The organism is Streptomyces sp. NPDC058231, assembly GCF_042882275.1.
GTDB lineage: Bacteria > Actinomycetota > Actinomycetes > Streptomycetales > Streptomycetaceae > Streptomyces.
In genome coordinates, this window is sequence record NZ_JBHVWN010000063.1 from 1 (window position 1) to 24547 (window position 24547).

20 protein-coding genes and 1 tRNA gene are annotated in these 24547 nt (G+C 71.0%); 7 read left to right on the plus strand and 14 right to left on the minus strand.

All coding sequences use genetic code 11. The annotated features are described in order from the left end of the window. Window positions 1-143 precede the first annotated feature (143 nt). Both ACFVXE_RS30370 and ACFVXE_RS30375 read right to left on the minus strand, forming a co-directional pair. Window positions 144-716, minus strand: coding sequence for an acetate uptake transporter (locus ACFVXE_RS30370; protein ID WP_389675974.1), 573 nt, complete (start codon window positions 714-716; stop codon window positions 144-146). A gap of 359 nt (window positions 717-1075) precedes the next feature. Then, window positions 1076-1597, minus strand: coding sequence for a universal stress protein (locus ACFVXE_RS30375; protein ID WP_037694266.1), 522 nt, complete (start codon window positions 1595-1597; stop codon window positions 1076-1078). Window positions 1598-1844: 247 nt separating this feature from the next. Here ACFVXE_RS30375 and ACFVXE_RS30380 point away from each other — a divergent pair, with 247 nt between their 5' ends. The 4 genes from ACFVXE_RS30380 to ACFVXE_RS30395 all read left to right on the plus strand — a co-directional run bounded on the left by ACFVXE_RS30380 (window position 1845) and on the right by ACFVXE_RS30395 (window position 4680). Next, complete coding sequence (locus ACFVXE_RS30380; protein ID WP_389675976.1) at window positions 1845-2228, plus strand: hypothetical protein; 384 nt, start codon at window positions 1845-1847, stop codon at window positions 2226-2228. Between the two features lie 407 nt (window positions 2229-2635). Next, the gene (locus ACFVXE_RS30385; RefSeq protein ID WP_389675978.1) at window positions 2636-3868 is read left to right on the plus strand and encodes a helix-turn-helix domain-containing protein; all 1233 of its coding nucleotides are present in this window, start codon (window positions 2636-2638) and stop codon (window positions 3866-3868) included. Between the two features lie 10 nt (window positions 3869-3878). After that, window positions 3879-4481 (plus strand): oligoribonuclease, encoded by a 603-nt coding sequence (gene orn, locus ACFVXE_RS30390; RefSeq protein ID WP_389675980.1) that lies wholly within the window; start codon window positions 3879-3881, stop codon window positions 4479-4481. A 126-nt stretch (window positions 4482-4607) separates the two neighbouring features. Next, window positions 4608-4680 (plus strand) — tRNA-His (locus tag ACFVXE_RS30395). Window positions 4681-4993: 313 nt separating this feature from the next. Here ACFVXE_RS30395 and ACFVXE_RS30400 read toward each other — a convergent pair. From ACFVXE_RS30400 to ACFVXE_RS30425, 6 genes are all read right to left on the minus strand, one after another. Beyond that, the gene (locus ACFVXE_RS30400) at window positions 4994-7039 is read right to left on the minus strand and encodes a TerD family protein (RefSeq protein WP_389675982.1); all 2046 of its coding nucleotides are present in this window, start codon (window positions 7037-7039) and stop codon (window positions 4994-4996) included. 320 nt (window positions 7040-7359) lie between these two features. Beyond that, window positions 7360-8391 (minus strand): LacI family DNA-binding transcriptional regulator, encoded by a 1032-nt coding sequence (locus ACFVXE_RS30405; protein ID WP_389675983.1) that lies wholly within the window; start codon window positions 8389-8391, stop codon window positions 7360-7362. Window positions 8392-8630: 239 nt separating this feature from the next. After that, window positions 8631-10091 (minus strand): GH1 family beta-glucosidase, encoded by a 1461-nt coding sequence (locus tag ACFVXE_RS30410; RefSeq protein ID WP_389675985.1) that lies wholly within the window; start codon window positions 10089-10091, stop codon window positions 8631-8633. A gap of 122 nt (window positions 10092-10213) precedes the next feature. Beyond that, window positions 10214-11131, minus strand: a complete 918-nt coding sequence (locus ACFVXE_RS30415; RefSeq protein WP_389675987.1) for a carbohydrate ABC transporter permease — start codon at window positions 11129-11131, stop codon at window positions 10214-10216. Between the two features lie 16 nt (window positions 11132-11147). Continuing rightward, on the minus strand, window positions 11148-12146 hold the full coding sequence (locus ACFVXE_RS30420; protein WP_389675989.1) for a carbohydrate ABC transporter permease: 999 nt from the start codon (window positions 12144-12146) through the stop codon (window positions 11148-11150). Window positions 12147-12421: 275 nt separating this feature from the next. Beyond that, entirely contained in the window at window positions 12422-13750 is a 1329-nt protein-coding gene (locus tag ACFVXE_RS30425; RefSeq protein WP_389675991.1) for an ABC transporter substrate-binding protein, read from the minus strand. 529 nt (window positions 13751-14279) lie between these two features. On the opposite strand from ACFVXE_RS30425, the gene ACFVXE_RS30430 reads away from it, so the two are divergent. Further along, on the plus strand, window positions 14280-15980 hold the full coding sequence (locus ACFVXE_RS30430; protein ID WP_389675993.1) for a 2-isopropylmalate synthase: 1701 nt from the start codon (window positions 14280-14282) through the stop codon (window positions 15978-15980). 175 nt (window positions 15981-16155) lie between these two features. On the opposite strand, the gene ACFVXE_RS30435 is transcribed toward ACFVXE_RS30430, so the two are convergent. The 3 genes from ACFVXE_RS30435 to ACFVXE_RS30445 form a co-directional block, all read right to left on the minus strand. Continuing rightward, window positions 16156-17640, minus strand: coding sequence for a cellulose binding domain-containing protein (locus ACFVXE_RS30435; RefSeq protein ID WP_389675995.1), 1485 nt, complete (start codon window positions 17638-17640; stop codon window positions 16156-16158). A gap of 197 nt (window positions 17641-17837) precedes the next feature. Then, entirely contained in the window at window positions 17838-19256 is a 1419-nt protein-coding gene (locus tag ACFVXE_RS30440) for a sensor histidine kinase (protein ID WP_389675996.1), read from the minus strand. After that, window positions 19253-19957, minus strand: a complete 705-nt coding sequence (locus ACFVXE_RS30445; RefSeq protein ID WP_389675997.1) for a response regulator transcription factor — start codon at window positions 19955-19957, stop codon at window positions 19253-19255. Before ACFVXE_RS30445 ends, ACFVXE_RS30440 begins: the two co-directional genes overlap by 4 nt. A gap of 101 nt (window positions 19958-20058) precedes the next feature. On the opposite strand from ACFVXE_RS30445, the gene ACFVXE_RS30450 reads away from it, so the two are divergent. Then, the gene (locus tag ACFVXE_RS30450; protein WP_389675999.1) at window positions 20059-20601 is read left to right on the plus strand and encodes a hypothetical protein; all 543 of its coding nucleotides are present in this window, start codon (window positions 20059-20061) and stop codon (window positions 20599-20601) included. On the opposite strand, the gene ACFVXE_RS30455 is transcribed toward ACFVXE_RS30450, so the two are convergent. Both ACFVXE_RS30455 and ACFVXE_RS30460 read right to left on the minus strand, forming a co-directional pair. Continuing rightward, window positions 20602-21504: a spermidine synthase gene (locus ACFVXE_RS30455; RefSeq protein WP_389676001.1), complete on the minus strand. Its 903-nt coding sequence runs from the start codon at window positions 21502-21504 to the stop codon at window positions 20602-20604. It abuts the gene before it with no gap. Between the two features lie 90 nt (window positions 21505-21594). Continuing rightward, a complete protein-coding gene (locus ACFVXE_RS30460) occupies window positions 21595-22080 on the minus strand; it encodes a hypothetical protein (protein ID WP_389676003.1) in 486 nt (161 codons plus the stop codon). Between the two features lie 241 nt (window positions 22081-22321). On the opposite strand from ACFVXE_RS30460, the gene ACFVXE_RS30465 reads away from it, so the two are divergent. Then, entirely contained in the window at window positions 22322-23701 is a 1380-nt protein-coding gene (locus tag ACFVXE_RS30465; RefSeq protein WP_389676004.1) for a tetratricopeptide repeat protein, read from the plus strand. Between the two features lie 49 nt (window positions 23702-23750). Here ACFVXE_RS30465 and ACFVXE_RS30470 read toward each other — a convergent pair whose 3' ends face one another. Beyond that, complete coding sequence (locus tag ACFVXE_RS30470; RefSeq protein WP_389676006.1) at window positions 23751-24347, minus strand: histidine phosphatase family protein; 597 nt, start codon at window positions 24345-24347, stop codon at window positions 23751-23753. Between the last annotated feature and the right edge of the window lie 200 nt (window positions 24348-24547).

Consider the following 24547-nt stretch of genomic DNA (forward strand, 5'->3'; position numbering starts at 1 on the left):
CCGTGCGTATCTCCATCCCCTGTTTTTCCACCTGGCGGGGGCGCCGTTTGGGGGGTGGCGCGGCACCGCACCCGCGGGGGGTTGTGGCGGCGCCGCTCTCCCGTTGGCCGGTGCCGCCCCAGCACGCACCGGCCTGTGACTGCTCAGCCGGCGGCCGTCACGCCCCGGCCGGCAGTACGCCCCGGCAGCGCCGTCGGCCAGTGGGCCAGCGCAGCCGTCGCTCCGTACCAGGCGGCGAGACCGGCCACCGCTGCGAGCCAGCCGCCGACCTTGCCGAGCCCGTCACTGCCGGCGAACTGCCCTATGCCCAGCAGCAGAAGCCCCAGGAAGAGCAGCCCGTACGTGCCCTGCGCGAGCAGACCGCCGCCGGCCGCCCCGAGGGTGAGGGTGAGTGCGAACAGCGCCCAGAGCAGCAGGAACAACCCCGCCGCATGACTGGAGACATGGGCATCGGCGCCGGTGCCCCAGGTGAACCAGAAGGCTCCGAGCCCCGCGAAGGCCGTGCCGGTGAAGGCACTGCCGCCACGGAATTCCAGCACTCCGGCGACGAACAGGGCGATACCGCCGACGTACAGCGCGAGCGAGACGGCGTCGGCCGCCGTCACCCCGTCGATGACCCGGGTATGACCGATGCCGAACGCCAACAGGGTGAGTCCCAGGGCGAGATGGCCGAGGATGGAGGTGGTGCTGCTTCCCGCAGAGACGTCATTGTCCACGGCGGGCTCCCTTCAAGGCAGTGGTGCTGATTCCCAGTGACCCTTATGTACCCTTCACAAGCGCACAATCCACCTCTGCGGATGAATAAATTCCCCGTTTCCAACAGCGAGTTGACGCCACGTGGGCAAACCGGACCCGGACGGCGGGCCGAGCGCGAATGCGACGGCACGGGACGGGACGCGGGACGCCCTCGGCGGCCCACGACCGGTACGGCCGCGGGGTGCACGGAAGGGACCGGCGGAGGAACTCGCACCGGAGGTGGGTCGTGACATGCCGGGCGGCCGGACGCGGCGGGCGCAGCCGGCCGGGCAGGCCCGGCGGACGCGCGGGAGGGACGCGTCGGGGCCGGGCGGAACGGTCAGGGGATGACCACGACCGGGCGCTGCGCACGGCGCGCCAGCCTTCCCGCCACCGAACCGAAGATCCGGCCGACGATGCCGTGCGTGGAGCCCACCACGATCGCGTCGGCCGAGTACTCCCGGCCGACCTCCTCCAGCTCGTGGCAGATGTCGCCGCCGCGCTCGACGAGCACCCACGGCACCTCGGAGAGGTAGTCCGCGCAAGCGAGCTCGAGACCGAGCACCTCGGTGCGGTGGTCGGGCACGTCGACGAAGACGGGCGGCTCGCAGCCCGCCCATACCGTGGTCGGCAGCCGGTTGGCGACATGGACGATGATCAGGCCGGAACCTGATCTTCGGGCCATGCCGATGGCGTAGGCGAGGGCTCGCTCACTGGACGTGGAGCCGTCGAAGCCGACCACGACCCCATGCCGGAAGGCGGGATCGCAGGAGTGGCGTGGTTCTTCGACCGCCAGGGGGTCCGACAGTGGGTCGGCTACCTGCTTGCGGTCCGCGGGTTCGGGGATTTCGTGACCGGCCATCGGTGTCTCGGCGAAGAGAGTCCTCGTAAGGAGAGAGCGGCTGGGGGAAGGTGCGTCAGCGGGCGGTGATGCGGTGTCCGGGAATCATCTTCCCAACCCCTTACCCCCAAGGGTACGGCGCCACTCCTCCACTGCCCAGACCCCCGCAAAGCGCGTGCGACGTTCCAGGGAGCATGCCCGAGGCAGCCGCGGATGGCAATGCCGGTTGCGTAGTACACCCAGGCCGTCGGACGGCACACGGCGTACCGTGGCCCGCCGGGACGGACTCCCCTCGGCGACGCATCCGCACCACAGAGTCACCGCCAGGATCCTGGACACCGCGGCGGGCGTGCGCCGCGGCGCACGCCCGGCGAACCGCCGGGCCGTCCCGGTCGACGACCCCGCCAACACCCCCGTTCCGCCGGGCCGGCCGCCGTCGGACGTCCCCGCGGCCGAAGCGATCCGCCGGGCGGTGTTCGGCCGCCCGTTCGCACCGGCGGCTCCCGTGGTGTACGGCACATCGACGGACGGGGCCGTCGCCACCGCCTCGGGTCCTGCCGCCGCCCCCATTGCCTGCCGGAACACGTCCTCCCGGCCCGAACGCACCGCCGCCCACCCGGCCGAGGGGCGCACAGGGGTGGCCGCCCGATGAAGGTTGTGCGCCGGTCGAACGGCTGATTCCGGCACGCACAACCGTAGGTTTTCAGCCAACTTCATACCCCTGTCCATTCCTTGGGGAATTGGCCGATCAACCCCCTTGCCACCAGGCAAGAAGAGACCAGGCGGTACGCTTCTACCCAACGGGGACGGGCCACGTACGGAAGGCGCACTTCCCTGCGGGGCCTGGGGGTGGAACGCTTCGTGATCGAATGCTTCCCGCCAAGTTGCCATGTCGACATAGCGCCGCTTGGTCAACTTGTCACGCCGGCGCCACGAGACGCAGTAGATTCGATCTTGGGTGTCGAAGACTGGGACTCGCGCAAGACCGAGGGGAAATGTGCAGGTGCGACAGGCCCGTAAGGACCAGGAAGACGCGAACACCGAGGGGGGCTTAGCGTCATGAGCCAGGACTCCGCCGCCGCAACGGAGGCTGTACGGAAGCTCAGCGGACGACGACGTCGGGAAGTCGTCGCTGTCCTGCTGTTCAGCGGCGGCCCCATCTTCGAGAGCTCGATCCCGCTCTCCGTGTTCGGAATCGACCGGCAGGACGCGGGAGTTCCGCGCTACCGACTCCTCGTCTGTGGCGGGGAAGAGGGGCCGCTGCGCACCACCGGGGGACTCGAACTCACCGCGCCCTACGGGCTGGAGGCGATCAGCAGGGCAGGCACCGTCGTGGTGCCCGCCTGGCGTTCGATCACCTCGCCGCCGCCCGCCGAGGCGCTGGACGCGCTGCGCCGCGCCCATGAAGAAGGGGCTCGCATCGTCGGGCTGTGCACCGGCGCGTTCGTGCTCGCCGCCGCCGGCCTGCTGGACGGCCGGCCGGCGACCACGCACTGGATGTACGCACCGACGCTGGCCAAGCGCTACCCGTCGGTCCATGTCGACCCGCGTGAGCTCTTCGTCGACGACGGCGACGTGCTCACCTCCGCCGGGACCGCAGCAGGGATCGATCTCTGCCTGCACATAGTCCGCACGGACCACGGCACCGAGGCGGCCGGGGCACTGGCCCGCCGGCTCGTCGTGCCGCCGCGGCGCAGCGGCGGTCAGGAGCGCTACCTCGACAGGTCTTTACCCGAAGAAATCGGCTCCGACCCGCTCGCCGAGGTCGTCGCCTGGGCACTGGAGCACCTCCACGAGCAGTTCGACGTGGAGACGCTCGCGGCGCGCGCCTACATGAGCAGGCGGACCTTCGACCGGAGGTTCCGTTCGCTCACCGGGAGCGCACCGCTCCAGTGGCTGATCACTCAGCGGGTGCTGCAGGCGCAGCGGCTGCTGGAGACGTCCGACTACTCGGTCGACGAGGTCGCGGGCCGCTGCGGCTTCCGCTCGCCGGTCGCGCTGCGCGGACACTTCCGGCGTCAGCTGGGCTCGTCCCCCGCCGCGTACCGGGGCGCCTACCGGGCGCGCCGTCCACAGGGCGGGGCGATGGAACCGGTGGCGACGGAGGCGATGGAGACAGCCGTGCCCGCACAGGGCATGCCCGTGGGCCGGAGGGCCGGCATGGCGGCGACCCCGTCGGGGCCTCCGCCGTCCTCCGCGTTCACGGCGGGGCAGCCGGAGCAGGGGAAACCGGGTTCCGACGCATACCCCGTGGGACGCCCGACCCTGCCGGGGCAGCGCAGCGCCCCGTAGGGTGGGGCGCATGAACGATCGCATGGTGTGGATCGACTGCGAGATGACCGGGCTCTCGTTGACGGAAGACGCACTCATCGAGGTGGCCGCACTGGTCACCGACTCGGAGTTGAACGTGCTCGGCGAAGGGGTGGACATCGTGATCCGCCCGCCGGACCGCGCCCTGGAGACGATGCCCGAGGTGGTGCGCCAGATGCACACCTCCTCGGGCCTCCTCGACGAGCTGGCCGGCGGCACCACGCTGGCCGACGCCGAGGCCCAGGTGCTGGCCTACGTGCGCGAGCACGTGAAGGAGCCCGGCAAGGCTCCGCTCTGCGGGAACTCGGTCGGCACCGACCGTGGCTTCCTGGCGCGCGACATGGCGGCGCTGGAGGGGTACCTGCACTACCGGATCGTCGATGTGTCCTCGGTCAAGGAGCTGGCCCGCCGCTGGTACCCGAGGGCGTACTTCAACAGTCCGGAGAAGAACGGCAACCACCGGGCGCTCGCGGACATCCGTGACTCCATCACGGAGCTGCGTTACTACCGGGAGGCTGTCTTCGTACCTCAGCCCGGGCCGGACTCGGAGCATGCGAAGGCCATCGCGACACGCCTGGCGTCGCCGCCGGCCTAGGGCCTCGGGAAGCCGCTGGTCACGGCCCTTCACGGGGTCGGGATCGGCGGCTGAACAACTGGGGCGCGAGCACCCTCTCGGACCCTGTACACTTTTTCTCGGCCGGTCAGAAAAAGATCGGACGCGGTGGGTATAGCTCAGATGGTAGAGCACCTGGTTGTGGTCCAGGATGTCGCGGGTTCGAGTCCCGTTACTCACCCTGTAGAGAAGGGCCCCGGTCTTCGGACCGGGGCCCTTCTTCGTATCCGCACCTCTCCCCCAGGACGGCGTGACGGCCGTCACGCCGTCCTGGGGTGGCTCGCTCCCGGGCGCGTACGGCCTTGCGGCGACCGGGCCCGCGTCGGCGGGCCGGGCGGGGTGTCAGCGGGCGCCGCGGGCCCTCGGCGTGGTCGTTGCCGCGGAGCCCGGGGCCGTCCCCGGCCGGCCGCCTGAGCCGGCGGGCGCCACGGAGCGTCCGCCACGCCTGCGGTGACCGGGGCAGCCTCGCACGGTTGCCGCAGCCGTGCGGAAGGTCAGACGGCCGTCGGCGCGTCAGCCCGGGTGCGGCGTGGAGCCGGCGCCTCCAGCCGGGCGACGACGTTGGCGTGGAAGCGGTCCACCGCGGCATCGACACTCCGGATGAATCCGGACTCGGCATTGCCCCGGCCACTGCCCATGCCCTTGAAGAGGGAGAGCCGGAAACCGACGATCTGCGCGCCGTCCTTCGGCAGGATGTCGGCAGGTTCGGGACGCAGCCGTTCCAGGGTGCCGCGCGGCCCCGTCCCGTCGCCGTCGACGAGCGTCTCGATGTGCAGATCTGCCGGTGCGGCCTCCAGCTGCCGGATCAGCCGCTTGGCCCGGCTGAGCGGGTAGCCCTGTTCGGGCGCCGGCACCTCGATCGAGGTGCGCAGTTTTCCGGTGCGCAGATCGGCGGAGACGGCGAGGATTCCCGGCGTGCCCTCGATACGGATGTCGGCGTTCAGACGTCCCTCCGCACAGAGGTGGTCAGCCAGCTCGGCGCGGCGCACGCGCGGGTCGACTCCGCGTCTGGTCCGCTGGACGGGCAGCACCTTCTGGCCGAGCTCACCGCCGAGCCTCAGGCAGACCTGCCTGACCAGTCGTTCCCAGCTCTCGATGACCTCCAGGGCCCGGGGGTCACCCTGGCACAGGGTCTCGTCGTCGATCCCTCTGCGGACCGGAACCCATGCCGAACCCATGTTCTGGAAGCCGTGGCAGCCCGAGTTCTCGTGCTGAAGGTAGTGAAGGAGCTCCTGCAGCAGCCAGGCGTGCGCGGCGTTGCCCACACCCTCATGGCGGATCAGCATCTGCGCCTGGTGCACGACCTCGGCCCAGGAGAGATGCCAGAGCGCGACCTTGTGCTTCCGCCGGCCGTCGACCCTGACGTCGACGAGCGCGCTGCCCTCGAGAGCCACATCGTTGGAGAGGGTGATGACGGCCTCGTAGCCGCGGCGCGCCGCGATGTCCATGTACGCCTGCACCTGGTCCGGCTTGAGGGCGCTGCCGTTCGTCTTGGTCTCGACCAGAGCGGTCCACAGCTTGCCCGCCCGCTCGACCCGGATGACACCGTCAGGGCGCCGGGGGGAGTCCCCGTGCGGAAGCGACACCTCCGTGAACGTCTCCATGCGTCCGGCGGGCGCTCCGAACGCGGCGGTGAGCCGGCGGCCGAACTCCGGCACCTGAGCCATCACGGACAGCACGACCGAAGTGGCACGGGTCTCGCGTTCCCGGTCGCTCTTGAGAGCCGAGGCGGGAAAGAGGCGTGCCGTTCGCCACGAGTCGTTCTCCGCGAGGGACTTCTTCGTGATCCCGGGAAGAGTCACCTTCTTCTTGGCCGTCCGCGGTCGGGAGGACCGCTGCGCAGCCGCCGGAGGCTCCTGGGCGGCGGGCTCCGCCACCACCGACGGCTGGGCGGGGACACGGGGCGGTGTCCGGGATCCGGTTCCCGCCGAAGGCGCGTCGGGCTGCTCCCGGTCCTCCCCGGCCGCCTGCTGCCGCGCGGCCTCCTCCTCGGCATCGTCGTCGATGTCGACGCCGAAGTCCGTCGCCAGCCCGGCCAGGCCGGACGCGTACCCCTCTCCGACGGCCCGGAACTTCCACTCCCCCGAACGCCGGTACAACTCGCCGAAGATGAGCGCGCTGACCGCTCCGGCGTCCTCGACGGCGAACCGGACCAGACCCTCGCCGGCGCTGTCGGCGAGCGTGAGGCGGAGGTCGTTCAGGTCGCCGAACCGGGATCCGTCGTAACGGCTCGCGGAGATGACGATCCGTTCGATCCCGGGCGGTACCGCGTCGAGATCGAAGCTGATCCGGTCCTCGCTGCCGTCGGCCGTGGGGGTCTTCCCGAGAAGCTGCACGCTCCCGTTGCCGACGACCGGGTTGTTGTAGAAGCAGAAGTCGACGTCGCTCCTCACTTTGCCGTTCGCGTCGAGCAGGAGCACGGAGACGTCGGCGTCACCTTCGCCGGTATCGCTGCTCCAGCCCAGACCCACCATCACGGAGCCGATGTCCTCGCTCAACGCGGCCAGGCCGACATTCGCGCCTTTGCTCATCTCGTGCATGAGGCCCCCCAGATGCACAGCCGCATCGGACGCACCCGGCAGCCCATAGCGTGTCGTTGTGTGGTGCGTCACGCATTCGCCCTACAAGGGGACTCTAGGCCACGGATCACAGACTCGTGGAGAACTTGTGAAATGCAGGAATCAGGCTGCTGTCCAGCCGGTTCGGCTCCGCCGGCGACCGCCGCCCCGGCAGTCGGAGGCGCCCCGAACCGCAGCGTCCGGCAGCGGAGTCCGGGCCGTGGACCGCCGCTCCCCCGTCCCGCCGTGGCGGGGATGACGGACTCTCAGGCGGGGCGCGGGCCTGCGGGCCGCGCCGGCCCTCACGACGAGTCGCGGACGATGAGCTCGGTGGGGAGGACGGTCTGCGGACGCTCGCCGTTCTCGCCCGCGATCTCCTGGAGCAGCACCCGGGTCATCACCCGGCCCATCTCCTCGATCGGCTGGCGCACGCTGGTGAGCGCGGGGTCCATGTGGCGGGCCACGGCCGAGTCGTCGAAGCCGACGAGCGCGACGTCGTCCGGAACGCTCCGGCCCGCCTCCCGGAGCACCTGACGGGCGCCCGCGGCCATCACGTCGGAGGCGGCGAAGACCGCGTCCACGTCGGGCCGGCGCGCCAGCAGGTCACGCATGGCGCGCGCCCCGCCCTCCTCGGTGAAGTCGGCGGGGGCGATCAGCCGTTCGTCCGGGCCGAGGCCGGCCACCGAGACCGCCTTGCGGTAACCGTCGAGGCGGCGCTGCGCACCGTAGACATCGAGGCGGCCGGTGATCGTGGCGATGGACCGGCGGCCCCGGGAGATCAGGTGGTCGACGGCGCTCCGGGCACCCTCGAAGTTGTCCGAGTCGACCGCGGCGAGCGGTTCGGAGGCGGATCGGCGGCCGCTCATCACGGCCGGCATGCCGAGCTGTTCCAGCAGGTCGGGCAGCGGGTCGTCGGCGTGCACGGAGACCAGCAGGACGCCGTCGACCCGGTGCGCGGTCAGGTACTGGGCCAGCCGCCTTCGCTCGCGGTCGCTGCCCGCCAGGGTGAGCAGCAGCTGCATGTCGGTGTCGGCGAGTGCCGCTCCGACGCCGCGCACGATGTCGGAGAAGTACGGCTCGGCGAAGAAACGGCTCTCCGACTCGGGCACGACGAGGGCGATGGCGTCCGTGCGGTTGCCGGCCAGCGCGCGGGCCGCGCGGTTGGGTACGTAACCCAGTTCGGCGACCGCGGCCTCCACGGCCTCGCGGGTGTGCGCGCTGACCCGGGGTGAACCGTTGATGACCCGTGAGGCGGTGCCCCGCCCCACCCCCGCCCGTGCCGCGACTTCTTCGAGTGTGGGCCGCCCACCGCTCCGTGCTCGCGCTGCCGTCATGGCTGCCTCCCGTTCGCGGTCAATTTCTCACAGCCGGATAACCAAACCAAGCCCCGATGTGGGATCCCTTGACACTCCACCGGGCCGACCGCCCGTCCCGCACATTCCTTTTGGGAGCGCTCCCACTCTACGCGCGTGGTCAAGCGGCGAACAGCGCCCGGGTGGCCGTCGGCGCCCGCTGCCGGTGCGGAAACGGCTGGGACCCGGCACAGGGCCGGGTCCCAGGGAGTCTGCGCGGATCAGGAGTGGTCTGCCGGGGGAAGCGCGTGGTGGCGGATCACATCGGAGTACCAGTGGGCGCTCGCCTTGGGGATGCGGCGCTGGGAGGCGTAGTCCACGTACACCGCGCCGAAGCGCTTGGAGTACCCGTATCCCCACTCGAAGTTGTCCATCAGCGACCACAGGAAGTAACCGCGGACGTCCGCGCCGTCGGCGACGGCCCGCTGCACGGCGGCGAGATGACCGTGCAGGTACGCGATCCGCTCGGGGTCCTCGACCCGGCCCTCGGGCGACACGTAGTCGTCGAAGGCCGCGCCGTTCTCCGTGACCATCAGCGGCAGCCCGGGGTGGTCCCGGGTGACGTCCATCAGGAGGTTGTACAGGCCGTTGGGGTCGATCGCCCAGTTCATCGCGGTGCGCTGCTTCCCCTCGGCGAGGTGGAAGGCGACGTGCTCGGAGCCGGGCCACGGGGAGTAGTCGCTGGCACCGTGGCCGTCGTCGCGCGAGTCGCCGGCGCCCTCGGCGGGCGTGGAGACCAGGGTCGGCGTGTAGTAGTTGATGCCCAGGACGTCGACCGGGCGGGAGATGGCGGCCAGGTCGCCGTCGTGGACCAGCTTCGACCAGTCGACGAGGTGCGAGGTGTCGGCGATCAGGTCCTCGGGGTACTCGCCGCGCAGCATCGGGCCGGTGAACACCCGGTTGCCCACCGCGTCGATCCGGCGGGCGGCGTCCGCGTCGGCCGCACTGTCGGTCAGCGGGCGGACCTGGTGGAGGTTGAGGGTGACCGAGGTCTGGGTGCCGGCGGGGAGCTGACCGCGCAGCACCTCCATCGCCCGGCCGTGGGCGAGGTTGAGGTGGTGGGCCGCCCGCAGGGCGGACGGGGCCTCGGTGCGGCCGGGAGCGTGCACACCGGAGCCGTATCCGAGGAAGGCCGAGCACCACGGCTCGTTGAACGTGGTCCACATGCCGACGCGGTCACCGAGGGCGCCGGCCATGATGGCCGCGTAGTCGGCGAACCGGTCGGCGGTCACGCGCTGCGGCCAGCCGCCCGCGTCCTCCAGCTCCTGGGGCAGGTCCCAGTGGTAGAGCGTGGCAACGGGGGTGATGCCGGCTTCGAGCAGTTCGTCGACGAGCTTGCGGTAGAAGTCCAGGCCGCGTTCGACGGCGGGGCCGCGGCCGGTGGGCTGCACCCGGGACCAGGAGACGGAGAAGCGGTAGGCCTTCAGCCCCAGCTGCTTCATCAACTGCACGTCGTCGCGGTAGCGGTGGTAGTGATCGGCGGCGATGTCGCCGGTGTCACCGTTGCGGACCTTGCCGGCTGTGTGGCTGAAGGTGTCCCAGATGGAAGGGGTGCGGCCGCCCTCGGCTGCGGCCCCCTCGATCTGGTAGGCGGCAGTGGCCGCTCCCCAGACGAAACCGGTCGGGAAGTCCGTTGCCTCGGGTGCCCACTGCGGGGCGATGTCAGGTCGTACGGCAGTCATGCGGGAGCGCTCCCAGGAGTGGACGGACAAGGTCAGGAAAAGGGTGGGGCTCCGGACCCCGTACGGCCTGCGGGCGGGCGCAGGCCGTACGGGAGGCCCGGGGAAGGGCCGGTGACGTCACATCAGCCCTTGACGGCGCCGGACATGATCCCTCCGACGATCCTCTTGCCGAAGATCACGAACACCACGAGCAGCGGCAGCGTGCTGATCAGCGCGCCGGCCATCACGATGCTCTGGTCGGGGGTGTACGAGGCGCTCAGCTGGCCGAGGGCCACCTGGAGCGTGGGGTTCTGCTGGTTCAGTGCGAGATAGGGCCAGAAGAAGTCGTTCCACGCCTGCACGAACGTGAGCATCCCGAGCACCATCATCGCGGGACGGGCCACGGGCAGCACGATGCTCAGCACGATGCGGAAGTTGTTCGCGCCATCGATCTTGGCGGCCTCGATGAGCTCGTAGGGCAGCGCCTCGGAGAGGTACTGGCGCATGAAGAACACGCCGAAGGCGCTCACCAGGGTCGGGAAGATCACCGACTCCAGCTTTCCGCCCCATCCGAGGTCGGACATCATCATGAACAGCGGGACGACACTGAGCTGCGGCGGGATCGTCAGCGTGGCGATGACCCCGGTCATCAGTCCGTTGCGTCCGGTGAACCGCATCTTGGCGAAGGCGTATCCGGCCAGCGTGCAGAAGAAGAGCGTCGCCGCCGTGATGCAGCTGGAGACGATGACGCTGTTGACGATCGCCTTACCCAGATGTGCCTGGTTCCAGGCCGCGTCGAGGTTGTGGAACAGCCGCCCGCCCGGCAGGAAGGGCGGTGTGGAGGCCAGTACCTCGTCCTGTGTGTGTGAGGAGGCCACCAGGGTCCAGTACAGCGGCAGGAGCGAGCCGATACCGACGACGGCCAGGGCGATGTAGGCGAACGGGCCGCCCTGCAACTGCTTGCCTGCGCCCGGCTTGAACCGGCTCGGGCGCCGCGTCGCCCCGGGGGCCGACTGCGGGACGCCGATCTCCGGAACTGTGGTGGGGCTGGTCATGGTCATTGGATTTCGCTCCCGGTCAGACCGCGGATTTGCGTACGAAGCGGCCGATGAGCCAGTTGACCGCGGCGATGATCAGCAGGAGGGCGAGCATCGCCCAGGCCACTGCTGCGGCCGGCCCGAGATGCCCCAGGTTCCAGCCGTAGTTGTACAGGTAGACGCTGAGCGTCTCGTACTGATTCTCGTTCCCGCCGGTGGCGCCGAGCGTGCCGCCCTCCAGCAGCAGCGGCTCGCCGAACAGCTGCATGGAGCCGATGGTCGAGATGACGATCGTGAACAGGATCGTGGGCCGCAGCGAGGGGATGGTCACCTTGCGGAACTGCTGCCAGCGGGAGGCGCCGTCGAGCGACGCGGCCTCGTACAGATCGGTCGGTACGGCCTGCATGGCGGCGAGGTAGATCAGTGTGTTGTAGCCGGTCCAGCGCCAGATCACGATGACGGAGATCGCGATCTTGGACGTCCAGTGCCCGTTGGCCCAGTTGGTGTGGCCGAGGCCGACGAACTCCAGCACCCAGTTCAGCAGGCCCCCGTCGGTCCGGAAGACCAGGGCGAAGACCAGGGCCGCCGAGGCCACCGAGGTGGCGTACGGGGTGAGGATGACCGTCCGCCAGAAGGTGCTCGCGCGCAGCTTGTAGTTCAGCAGGTGGGCCAGGCCCAACGCGACCAGCAACTGCGGGACCGTCGACATGACACCGATGAGGAAGGTGTTGGCGACGGCGGTCCAGAACTCGCCGTCGTGCAGGATCGTGTCGAAGTTGTCCCAGCCGACCCATTCCATCTGGTCGAGCCCGGTCATCTCCACCCGGTGCAGGGCGATCCAGCCCGTGTAGAGCAGCGGGTAGAGCCCGAAGGCGCCGAAGACGAGGAAGAACGGGGCTATGTAGGCGTACGGCGATGCCTTGTCGTCGAACCTCCACAGCCGGCTCCGCCAGTTCTGCCGGCGGGAGTCGGCCTGCTTCGGCTGGGGGGCGCTGGGTGGCGGGGCGTATGCATCCCGGGTGGGAGTCGAGGTGGCCACGGGCGGGAGTCCTTCCCTGGTTACTTGGGGTACCCGGGTATTGGGGGTTTTCCACGGGGCGGCCCTGGGCGGGCCTGGGGCGTGGCGGGCTGCTCACGGTGGTACCACGGTGCTCCCGGGACGGGTCGGGCGCTGGGGGTCCGGAGACGGCGTACGCGGTGCGCCGCCTCCCACCGCACGGGCACCCCGGCACCCCGTCCCCCGGCGGACCGGCCGGGGTGAGGGGTGGGGGCGCGCAGGTGCGGGCGGCCGGTGACCGCCCGCTGCCGCAACGGTCAGCCGATCGCCTTGTCGACCACGGTGGTCGCGGCCTTCCAGGCGTCGTCCGGCTTGGTGCCGCGCTGCTCCATGTTGTTGATCTGGGTGGAGATGGAGTCCTTGATCACGCCGTCCTTCGGGCCGAGAACGGTCTCGGGGATCGACTTGGCCTCGCCGGCGTAGATCTCACCGATCGGGGCGTCGTTGAAGTACGCCAGCTTCGCGGTCTTCACGTCCGGCAGGTCGTACGCGAGCTTGTTGGACGGGAAGCTGCCGATCGCCTTGAAGACGGCGGCCTGCTGCTCGGGGGCGGTCAGCCACTTGACGAGCTTGGTGGCCTCGTCGACGTGCTTGCCCGACTTCGGCACGGCGAGGAACGAGCCACCCCAGTTGGCGGCGGTCGTACCGGGGGCGGTGGTGATGTTCCACTTGCCCTTGTTGCCGTCACCGGCGTTGACCGAGATCTGACCGGCCATCCACGCGGGGCAGACCACGGTGGCCATGGTGCTCTTGCGCAGTGCGGCATTCCACGGGGGGCTGAACTGGGCGAGGCCCTGGCTCAGCTTCTTGCCCGCGGCCTCGGCCGCCAGGTCCCAGCCCTGCTTGACGCTGGGGCTGTCCTTGTAGATCGGCTTGCCGCTCTCGTCGTAGTACTGCTTCGGGCTGGAGCTCACCACGGCGTTGTACATCGCGCTCGCGGAGTCCATGAAGAAGGTGCCCTCGGGGGCGGCCTTCTTGTACTCCTCGCCGAGCTTGAGGTAGTCCTCCCAGCCGCCGGCAACCTTGGCAGCGACCTCCTTGGGGTCGGTCGGCAGACCGGCCTTCTTGAAGAGCTCGGTGTTGTAGCAGAGGGACATCGGACCGATGTCGGTGCCCGCGCCTATCACCGCGCCGTCGGCCGTGGTGGCCTGCTTCTCCTTCCAGGACACCCAGTCGTCGACGTTGATCACCTTGCTGAGGTCGGCGAAGGAGGACGCCTTGGTGTCGACGATCTCCTTGATCCGGCCGACCTCAAGTCCCTGGACGTCCGAGAGGCCGCTGCCCGAGTTCAGCTGCTGGAGCAGCTTGGGGTAGTAGACCTTCTCGTCGGCGGTGGCGTCTTCCTTGACCGTGATGTTCGGGTTCAGCTCGTGGTACTTGGCGAAGAGGCCGGCTTCCTTGTAGCCGAACTGCCCGAAGTCGGCGACGGTCAGCGTGATCTTCCCGTTCGCGTCGGAGCCCGTGTTGTCCGATGAATCCGAGTCGCTGCTGCAGCCGGTCAGCAGCAGGGCCGTGGCTGTCAGGCCCGTGGTGGCCAGAACCGCGGCTCTGCGGCTTCGGCCGGCGACGGTGCGGGTGATACGCATTCCACTACTCCTTGTTCCAGGATGTGACTGGCGTTCTGACTGCGTGGCATACGCGCTGGTGAGTGCGGGTGCCGGGTGGTGCTTCGGGGAGGACACGGGCAGTGCCGTTCGCGTGAGAATGCCTCATGCGATGTGGGAGCGCTCCCATGCGTCGATGTCGGAAGGTTCCTGCCTCGGAGGGGTGGGTGTCAAGAGTTGAAGACGCTTCCGTTGCCCGAGCGTGTCCTGCAAGTCACGAGAACGTGTCCCGCCCAAGGGTTGCCAAAGCGCGCGGCCACAATGCCCGGGCTTGTCGGATCTCGAATTCCGGCAGGTCAGAGGCTTGTTAACAAACGATCACGGAATCGGCCGAGGAAAGTCCGCGCCCTCGCGCCGCGAAGGCCCCGGCTCCGGCGGACCGCATCCACCCCGCGCGGTCCGCGCACCCGGGCCCGCCGGAAGGTGAACGGGGCGTGGCGCACGAGGGGGAGTTCGGGGCGCCTGCGCGTTCTTTCTCCGAAGCCGGTACCCGGGATCTCGCCGGAGGCAGTTGCCATCGGAATACGCCGGCGGAACTTGCCGCCGGTTCAGAGCCCGCGCAGACCGGCCATCGTGGCCTCCAGTTCGGTCCGGGCGGCCCGCCCGGCGGCCTCCGCGTCGCCCGCCACGACGGCGCGGACCAGGGCGTCGTGGGCCCTGTCACCATGGTCCGGCTCGCCGGTGCGCAGGCCGAGCAGGTCCACCAGATCGATCAGCCATGTTCGACCTGCTGGTCGCCATGGGGTTCAAGGAGATCGAGATCGGCTACCCGTCCGCGAGCCGCACGGACTTCGACTTCGTGCGGCACCTGGTGGAGACCGGCGCCGTGCCCGACGACGTCACCGTGGTCGTCTTCACCCCCGCCAAGCCGGACCTCATCGACCGCACCTTCGAGTCGATCGCGGGCATGGCCAGGGCCGTCGTCCATCTGTACATCCCCACCGCTCCGGTCTGGCGCGAGGTCGTCCTCGGCCGCAGCCGGGCCGAGGTGCATGCGGTGGTACGGGACGCGGCGACCCGGATGGAGCGGCTGGCCCAGGCCCGTCCCGGCGCGGACATCCGGTTCGAGTTCTCCCCGGAGGTCTTCATCCTCACCGAGCCGGACTACGTCCTGGAGGTCTGCGACAGCCTCACCGAACTGTGGGACGCGTCCCCGGACCGGCCGGTCATCCACAACCTGCCGGCCACGGTGGAGATCGCGACACCCAATGTCTACGCGGACCAGATCGAGTACATGCACCGGCACCTGGCCCGCCGGGACTCGGTGATCCTCTCCGTCCATCCGCACAACGACCGCGGTACGGGGGTGGCGTGCGCAGAACTCGCCGTGCTGGCGGGGGCGCAGCGGGTGGAGGGGTGCCTGTTCGGCAACGGGGAGCGGACGGGCAACGTCGACCTGGTCAACCTCGCGCTCAATCTGCATGCGCAGGGAGTCGACCCGATGATCGACTTCTCGGACATCGACGAGATCCGGCGTACGGTCGAACACTGCAACCGGCTGCCCGTGGCGCCGCGCCACCCGTACGGCGGCGACCTGGTGTACACCGCGTTCTCCGGTACCCACCAGGACGCGATCAGCAAGGGTTTCACGCACCACGCCCGGACCGGACCCGACCGCTGGGAGGTGCCGTACCTGCCGATCGACCCGGCCGACGTGGGCCGTACGTACGAGGCGGTCATCCGGGTCAACAGCCAGTCGGGCAAGGGCGGCATCGCCCATCTGCTGCGAAGCAACTACGGGGTGGACCTGCCGGACCGGCTGCGCGCGGACTTCTCCCGTACGGTGCAGGCCGCGACCGACGACAGCGGTCTGGAGGCATCGCCGAAGGATCTCTGGGAGCTGTTCGAGGCGACGTACCTGTCGCCGGGACTGGACGGGGAGGTCGCGCTGACCTCCTGGTCGGCGCAGCGGACCCCGGGCGGTGAGCACCGGTTCGTCTGCACGCTGCGGGTCGGTGAGCGGGAGGGTGACTACGAGGGCACCGGCAACGGCCCGGTGTCGGCGTTCACCCATGCGCTGGCCGCGGCCGGGATCGAGGTCGACATCGTCGACTTCGCGGAGCACGCGACGGGTGCGGGGCAGGGCAGCCCGGCGATGGCATACGTGGAATGCCGGGTGGGCGGCGTGCAGCGGTGGGGCGCGGGACAGGACACCTCGGTGCTGACGGCGTCGATCCTGGCGGTGCTCTCCGCGGTGAACCGCGGGGTGTAGCGGGGTCCGGGAGGGTGCCGGGCTCGGGATCGCAGGGCTCGGCACCCGCCACGGTCCGGTGGCCGTGACCGTGGCGGCCGACGGCGAAGAAGGAGCGCACCCCGGCCGGCGTGGGGGGAAATCCGGCCGGGATGCGCGTCAGGGGGAGGTGTGGTCCCAGGGGTGGCGCGGAACGCTACTTGTACGCGCCGAGCGCCTTCGTGAAGGCGAACGGCTCCTGCACGATCGAGCTGCACGTGGCGTCCGCGTACGACTGCGCCCCGCCCGCGCACTGCTTGTCGCGCGAGGCCGACCACATCGCCAGCCGGCCGAGACCCTTCTGCTGGGCGAAGTTCACCAGCTGCGTGGCGTCCTCGACCTTGAAGGTCTCGGAGCTGACGTCGTTCACGCCGATCATCGGCGTCACGGCCACGGCCTGCCACGCAGCCGCGTCCGACAGCCCGAGCACGCCCTTGATCTGGGCCTGCGTCGCGGTGGCCGCCTGGGTCGCATAGGTACCCATGTCGCCGCTGTACGAGCCGCCGTAGTCCATCGCCATGACGTTCACCGCACCGACCTCGACGCCGTTCTTCTTCGCGTCGGCGATCAGGTCCACACCGGGCTGGGTCAGCCCCTCGGGCATCACCGGCAGGGTGAAGGACGCGTCGAGACCCGGGTGGGACTTCTGGAGTTGCGTGATCGCCTGCGCGCGGCGGGAGTTGGCCGCCGTGTCGGACAGCGCGCCACCCTCGATGTCGAAGTCGACCTTGGTGAGCTTGTACGTGTCGATGACCTTGCCGTACGCCGTGGCGAGGGCGGAGGCGGAGGAGCAGTTCAGCGCCAGTTCGGCGCCGGCCGCGCCGCCGAAGGAGACCCGGACGTCACCACCCTTGGCGCGCAGCGCGCCGATCTGGGAGGCGACCTGGTCGTCGCCGAGGGCGGTGACGCCGCCCCAGAGAGGGGTGCAGCCGCCGCCGGAGGTGATGAAGGCGAGGTTGAACTCCTTCACCCCGGTCGTGGTGGCGGTGCCCACCAGGTCGTAGGCGGGGTAGAGGGACGTGTCGACGTACGGGGCGAACCCGGCACCGCTCGCCGTTCCGCCGCTTCCCCCGGTCGCGGTGGAAGTGGGGGTGGGGGTGGCAGTGGGGGTGGCGGTCTGCGAGGGCGAGGCCGTGGGGGTGGTGGCCGTGGGAGTGGGGGTCGCGGTCTTCGTCGGGCGGCCACTCGGCTCCGGTGTCGAGCCCGTGTCGACGGAGCACTTGGCGTTGTCGATCAGGCACCCGGTCGGGTCCGCCGCCGTCCCGTCCGAGGTGGTGACGAAGCCGATGGTGACCGACTTGCCGGGCGCCAGCTGCTTGTCCCAGCTCGCGGGCTTCACGGTGACATGACTGCCGCTGACGGTGTGTTCGCCGTTCCAGAGGGAGCTGATCCTGGTGCCTGCGGGCAGGTCGAATTCGAGCGTCCAGCCCGTCAGGGCCGTACCGGTGTCGTTGGTGACGACGTACTGCCCGGTGTAACCGCCCGTCCATCCGCTGGTCCTGGTGTACGCGGCACCGACCGAAGCGGCCTGCGCCGTTCCCGTGAGGGCGAAGGCTGCACCGCCGATCACTGCCGCGGCGACGACGGCGCCCGTCACCTTGGTCCGGGTGCTCACCGTGCGCCGGTGCGTGCTGGTACCCATCGCGTGCCTGCCTCTGTCGTACGGGGGTGGGGGTGTGAGAGCACGCTAGCGGCACCGAAAACGACAAATAGTCTTAATCAGACAGGAGTTGATGTTCTTAGGGTTTGCTTAAGGAGCCCATCGGCGCCGGTTAAGACCGACCGGCCACAGGTGTGCGTGCCGGACCCCGTGACGCCGCCCTCCGATTGCCGGTCGGTCTAAGACCGGCCTGCGAGCCGGAGCCCACGGCGCTGCCGGCCCACCCGCCGGGCCCGCCTGCCCTGCTCCGGCCGGCGCCCGTCGAGCCCGATCCAGATGCGGACCTCCGTGCCGCCGAGCACCGAACGCCCGATCCGCAGATCGCCGCCGGTGGACTCCGCGACCCGGCGGACGATGTCCAGCCCGAGTCCGGTCGACCCCACCGAGCCCCGCGCCCCGCCCGGTCCGCTGGTGCCGCGCACCAGGGCCGCCTCGGGGTCGGCGATGCCGCCGCCCGCGTCCGACACCAGCACGATCACCGCGTCACCGCTGTGATGCACGTCGACGGCGAAGGCGGTGCCCTCCGGGGTGTGCCGGAACACGTTGCCCAGCAACGCGTCGAGTGCGGCGGCCAGTTCGGGCCGGGCGACCGGGATGCGTACCGTACGGTCCACTCCCGCCAGGCGTACCGTGCGCCCCTCGTCCTCGGCGAGCGCCGACCAGAACTCCATCCGTTCCCGGATCACCTCGGAGGCGTCGCAGCCGGCCCCGGGGCCGCCGTCGCGCCCCTGGGCCGGCGGGCGCTGCTCGCGGGCGGTGCGGATGATCGTGTCGACCTCGTGCTCCAGCTGCTCGACCGCGGCCCGGGTCTGCTCGGCGGCGGGCCCCTCACCGAGCGAGGCAGCGTTGAGGCGGAGAACGGTCAGCGGGGTGCGGAGCCGGTGCGAGAGGTCGGCGGCGAGTTCCCGTTCGTTGGCGAGGAGCCGGACGACCTGGTCGGCCATCGAGTTGAACGCGGCCGCGGCGGACCGCAGTTCGGTCGGCCCCTCCTCCGGGACCCTGGTCCCCAGCCGTCCCTCCCCCAGGTCGTGGGCGGCCCCCGCAAGCCGCTGGGCGGGCTCCACCATCCGTACACCGAGCCGGTCGGCGACCGCGACGGAGCCGACGATCAGGGCGACCCCCACGCCCGCCAGCATCAGCCACGCGGTGGCGACCCCGTTGGACACCTCGCCCTCGGGAACGAACACCTCGACGACGGCGCTGTCCCCCGACCCCAGCGCGGTCGGCTGGAGCAGTGCGGAGCCGCCGGGGACTTCGCTGATCGAGGCGCGCCCCGACCTGCGCACGGTCTCCAGGTCCTTGCGGGAAGCGCGTCGGGTGCCGATCTCCAGCGGTCGGCTGTCCGGCTCCTCTGAGGCGGGGATGTGAACGGCCATCCGGCCCGCGCCACCGGGTTCCGTGGTGAGGACGGCGGTCTCCAGTTCGGCGCGGTCGGTGGTGATGGACAGCGTCGGACCGATCGTGGCGGCCTGCCGTTCGGCGTCGGAGAACGCGCGGTCGCGGGCCATCTCCTTGATGACGAGACCGAGTGGTACGGCGAAGGCGACGACGACCATCGCGGTGACGGCCAGACAGACCTTGACCAGGGCCCATCTCATGCCGGCTGCTCCGGGGACGGCGGCTGCAGTTTGACGCCGACCCCGCGCAGCGTGTGCAGATAGCGCGGCCTGGCCGCGGTCTCGCCCAGTTTCCTGCGCAGCCAGGAGAGATGGACGTCGATGGTCTGGTCGTCGCCGTACGACTGCTGCCAGACCTCGGCCAGGAGCTCCTTGCGCGGGACGACGACCCCGGGCCGCCCGGCGAGGAAGGTCAGCAGATCGAACTCCCGGCGGGTGAGATCGAGCGTGGTGCCGTCCAGTTCGGCCTGGCGGCGCAGCGGATCGACGGAGAGTCCGCCGACCCGGATGACGCGCGGTGGCGGCGCCTCGCCCCCGGCGGCCCGCGAGCGGCGCAGCACGGCGGCCATCCGCGCCGACAGGTGTTCCACCGAGAACGGTTTGGTCAGGTAGTCGTCGGCGCCGTCGTTCAGCAGCCGGACGATTTCGCTCTCGTCGTCGCGTGCGGTGGCGATGATCACAGGTACGTCGGTGATGCCCCTGAGCATCTTCAGCGCCTCGGCACCGTCGAGATCCGGCAGACCGAGGTCGAGGATGACCACGTCGAAACGGAAGTGGGCGACTTCGCGCAGCGCTTCGAGGGCGGTACCGACACTGCGCACCGTGTGCGAGGCCTCGGTCAGGTGCCGGATGAGGGCGGAACGTACGAACTGGTCGTCCTCGACCACGAGCACACTTGGCATGGGCCGCACCGTACGCCATGGGGCCGCCCGCGGTCCTCCCCGGGACGGAACCGGGCCGAGCGACACGACAGCACCGGCTTCGGTGGGGCAGGATGTGCCGGATGCGACGAGGACTCACGCACGCCCTCGCGTGGTTGCTCGCCACCGGGGCCGCGGTCACGCTGTCGTGGTGGGGTGTGCACACGGTGATGGCGGGGACCGCATACGACCCGCCGCGCGCCGTGCCCATCTCCGTGAGCGCACGTGACGGCAGCGGCGGGGCGGCGGCACTGTCGTCCTCGACGCGACGACCGGCGCCGCCTCCCTCGCCGACGCCCTCCAGCAGCACTCCCCGTACGTCCGTGAAGCCGTCCGCGCCCCCGTCCCGGCGGCCGTCCCGCACCCCGGTGAGCAGTCGTTCGCCCTCGTACTCGACCACGCCCTCGGGCACGGTGAAGAGTTACCCGACGGACGGCGGCCGGGTCGTCCTCAAGCTCGGCACGGACTCGGCCGAGCTCGTCTCGGCGACACCGGCTGCGGGCTGGTCGATGCAGGTGTGGAAGCAACCGGCCTGGATCCGGGTGGACTTCACCACCGACGACGGGCGGACGGTGTCGGTCTTCTGCACCTGGAACGACCATCCGCCGATGGTCGAGATCGACTGATCACCGGAAGGCGGACGGCGGGGGCGCGGGTGACGGACGGGCGTCCGCATCGCTCACCGACGCCGCGCCGCCGGTGAAGTCCGCAAGCTCCCGCCCGTGTTCGACGCGCCCGGGGTGCGGATCGGTGGCGACCCGGCGGGTCAGTTCGGCGACCTTGAGCGGGAGTCCCGACGCGAGCAGGACGGCGTTGCCGAAGCGCCGGCCGCGCAGTACGGCCGGATCGGCCGCGAGCGCCAGTTCCGGGAAGACGCCGGCAGCGGTGGCGATCTGGCCCCGGAGGTGGGCCAGCGGCGGGCCGTCGGCGAGATTGGCCACGTACTGCCCGGTGGGCTTCAGGACCCGGCGCACCTCGGTGAGGAACTCGGCGCTGGTGAGGTGGGCGGGGGTACGGGCTCCGCTGAAGACGTCGGCGATGACGAGGTCCGCCCAGTCGTCCGGGATCTTCCCGAGTCCCGCGCGGGCGTCGGTGGCGCGGACCCTGATCCGCGCCTGCGGGTCCAGCGGCAGCTCCCGGCGGACCAGTTGGACCAGGGCCGCGTCCAGCTCGACTATCTGCTGGGTGGAGCGGGGCCGGGTCGCGGCGATGTATCGAGCCAGGGTGAACGCGCCGCCGCCCAGGTGCACCACGTGCAGCGGCTGCTGCGCGGGGGCGGCGAGATCCGCGATGTGCCCGATCCTGCGCTGATAGGCGAAGGAGAGATGCGAGGGGTCGTCGAGGTCGACATGGGACTGCGGGGCGCCGTCGAGGCTCAGCGTCCAGGCATGCGGGCGCTCCCGGTCCGGTGTCAGCTCGGCGAGACCGCCGTCGACCGCCTCGGTGATCGTCTCCGGTTTGCGCTCCGACCCGCGGCCGGTCCGTTTCCGGGCGTTCGCGCCATCGCTGGGCGCTCCTCGACGTGCCACTGCTGATCGTCCCTACTCACTGCTCGTCGCTCCGGACCGGTGGCCGGACCGGAAGCGGCGGGGGAACCCGCTCACCTGGCCATTATGGGCTCAGCAGCAGTTGTCGGCCGCCTCGATCATCCGGGCCGCCTGGTCGAGGGCGGCCCGCAGTGCGGCCGGATCGGTGACCGGGGCGTCGTCGGCGGGCGGCAGCAGCCAGCAGCCTCCGGAGACCGGCGGCTCGGCGGGGATGCGGAGCCCGCGGCCGTTCGTCTGCGTACAGGCACTGCCCGGTACGTCCCACGCCTCGGCGGTGCCCGGCGGTACGAGGAAGCCGAGGGTGTCGCAGGCGCCGTCGTGCAGGACCGGGCCGACGGCCTCCTGGTCGGTGCCGCGGCGCAGGATGTCCACCGCTTCCAGGCCCTGGCGGGCCGGGACGGTCACCAGGTCGCAGAATCCGGCGCCGGGGTGCGGTGCACACTCCGGCGCGACGGGCGCGGGGGTGTCGGGTTCGCCTCCGGCAGGCCGGGAATCGGTCACCGCCGCAGTGGTGGCCGCAGTCGTCCGCAGGCCGGTCTCCGTGCCGAGATGCAACAAGGGACCTCTCCTCTCATCGCCGGGCGGAGCAGGACTCCGTCTCCATATGAACCAACGCGTCGACTACGTCAAGGGCTACGGTGCCGCGCCGCCGCAAAGGGTGGCAGTTCATGGCGGATCACGGGCGAGATGTCCGCTTTATTGGTAAACACTGCGTGTGCGGGTCGTCACAGCAGGTACGTTCTTGCTCCGCCGGGACACCGGAATCAGGCGCCCGGCTCGCACCAGAGAGGGCCCAGCCATGGTGTTGACAGGGGCAGTTCCCAACCTCGCCTTCCGGCGGCTGCGCGGTCCGCGCTCCGCCGGGGAGTTCGCTGCCGCGGTACGCAGGTCCGCCCGCGAGATCGGCGAGCAGGTCGCGTGCGACGCCCGGTACATCGGACGCGTGGAGTCCGGCGAGATCCGCTGCCCCAACTACGCGTACGAGCGAGTCTTCCTGCACATGTTCCCCGGGCTGACCCTGGCGGACCTGGGCTTCTCGGCGCGCGAGACCGTACGCGGCCGGGGGGCACGCGCCGCTGCCGACGCCCCCGACACCCCACCGCCCCCCACGCTCCACAGCGATACCGACGAGGAGAGCGACGTGCTGCGTCGCGTATTCATGACGAGCGGCACCACCGCGATGGCGGCCGCATCCCTGGGCTTCGGCCTCGGCATCACAGGCGTCGCCGCCGCCGCTGCCGTACCCCCACAACGGCGCATCGGCGAGGCCGAGGTGGCCGCGGTCGAAAAGGCGGTACGGCAGATCCGGCTGCTGGACGACCGGCACGGCGCCGGCCGTCTCTACCGGCGGGCCGCGCAGCCGCTGCGAGCGGCTTACGCGCTGCTGGACGCCGGAACGACCACCCGCCGTGCCACGTCCGACCGGCTGCACGCCGGGGCGGGTGAGCTGGCCATCTCCGTGGGATGGCTGGCCCACGACTCCGGGCGCTTCGACGACGCCCGCTCGCACTACGCGGAGGCGCTGGCGACGGCGCGGGTGGCCGGTGACGCGGCGCTGGAGGCCCATGCCTTCTGCAATGCGTCGTTCCTGGCCAGGGACACGGGGCGGCCGCGGGAGTCGGTGCGGGCGGCGGAGGCCGGACAGCGGGCGGCGGCGTCGCTCGGCTCACCGCGGCTGCTGGCACTGCTCGCGCTGCGGGAGGCCGGCGGCCGGGCCGGGCTCGGGGACCGCGGCGGCTGCGAACGGGCGCTGGGCCGGGCGCACGAGGCGTTCGGGCGGGGCCCCGGCGACACCGACCCCGAATGGATGACCTTCTTCCGGGAGGCGGAGCTGGAGATGCTGGAGGCACAGTGCTGGTCGGCGCTGGGCGACTGGCCCCGGGCCGTGCGTCACGCGCGGCGGGCCACGCAGCTCCAGGACCCGCACTTCACCCGGAACCTGGCGCTGTACCGGGCCGAGCTGACGACGGACCTGGCGCAGGCGGGGAGCGCGGCGGAGGCTGCGGCGGCAGGGCACCAGGTGCTCGACCTGCTCGGCCAGGTCCAGTCGTCCCGGATCCGGGCGCTGCTGGACGGGGCGGTACGCATGCTCCGGGTGCGGCGCGGAGCACCGGATGTGACGGCGTTCCTGGAGCGGTACGAGGAGGAGGCCGGGGCGCAGGAACACCCTGCGGTGTGAGGGTGCCCCGGCCCGGACCCGTCCGGGCACCGCACCGCGCCGGCGGGGGCTACCGGTCCAGGTGCCCCGTGTCGTTCCAGCGTTCCAGGGCCGGCGCCCCGTACGCCCACCCCAGCACCGACAGCGAGGTCGGGTCCAGCCGGATGCGGGACGCGAACGACACGTCCTCGCCCAGCCATCGCGCCCCCAGTGCGCGCAGGATGTGTCCGTGCGCGAAGACCAGCACATCGCGGTCGGCCGAACGGGCCCACGCGACGATCTCGTCCGCGCGGTCGGACAGTTCGGCGAGGGTCTCGCCCTCCGGGACCCCGTCGCGCCAGATGAACCAGCCCGGACGGATCGCCTGGATCTGGGCCGGCGTCAGGCCCTCGTACGCCCCGTAGTCCCACTCCAGAAGCGCGTCCCACGGCTGCGCCCGGTCCGCGAAGCCGGCGATGTCGCAGGTCTCGCTGGCCCGGACGAGCGGGCTGGTGCGGACCTCGAGGCCCGGCAGGTCCGCCCACGGTTTGCGGTGCAGACGCTCACCGAGCAGCTTGGCCCCCGCGCGGCCCGCGTCGAGCAGCGGGATGTCCGTCCTGCCGGTGTGATTGCCCTTGACGGACCATTCGGTCTGGCCGTGCCGGGCGAGCAGGATACGCGGTGCCATGACGGCTCCCCCTGGAACTGGATCGGAGAAAACGACAACAGGGACGGGTCGCCCGCCTCTGTCCATCATCGCTCACGTGCCCGGCAGGCAACCTCCGGGGCCGGACCGACGTCCCTCTCATCGCGGAGGCGGCTCCGCACGCGCGGGTGCCCGCAGGGGACCCCGGAGGGATTCGCCACGGACCCGCGCCGTACGGTTGA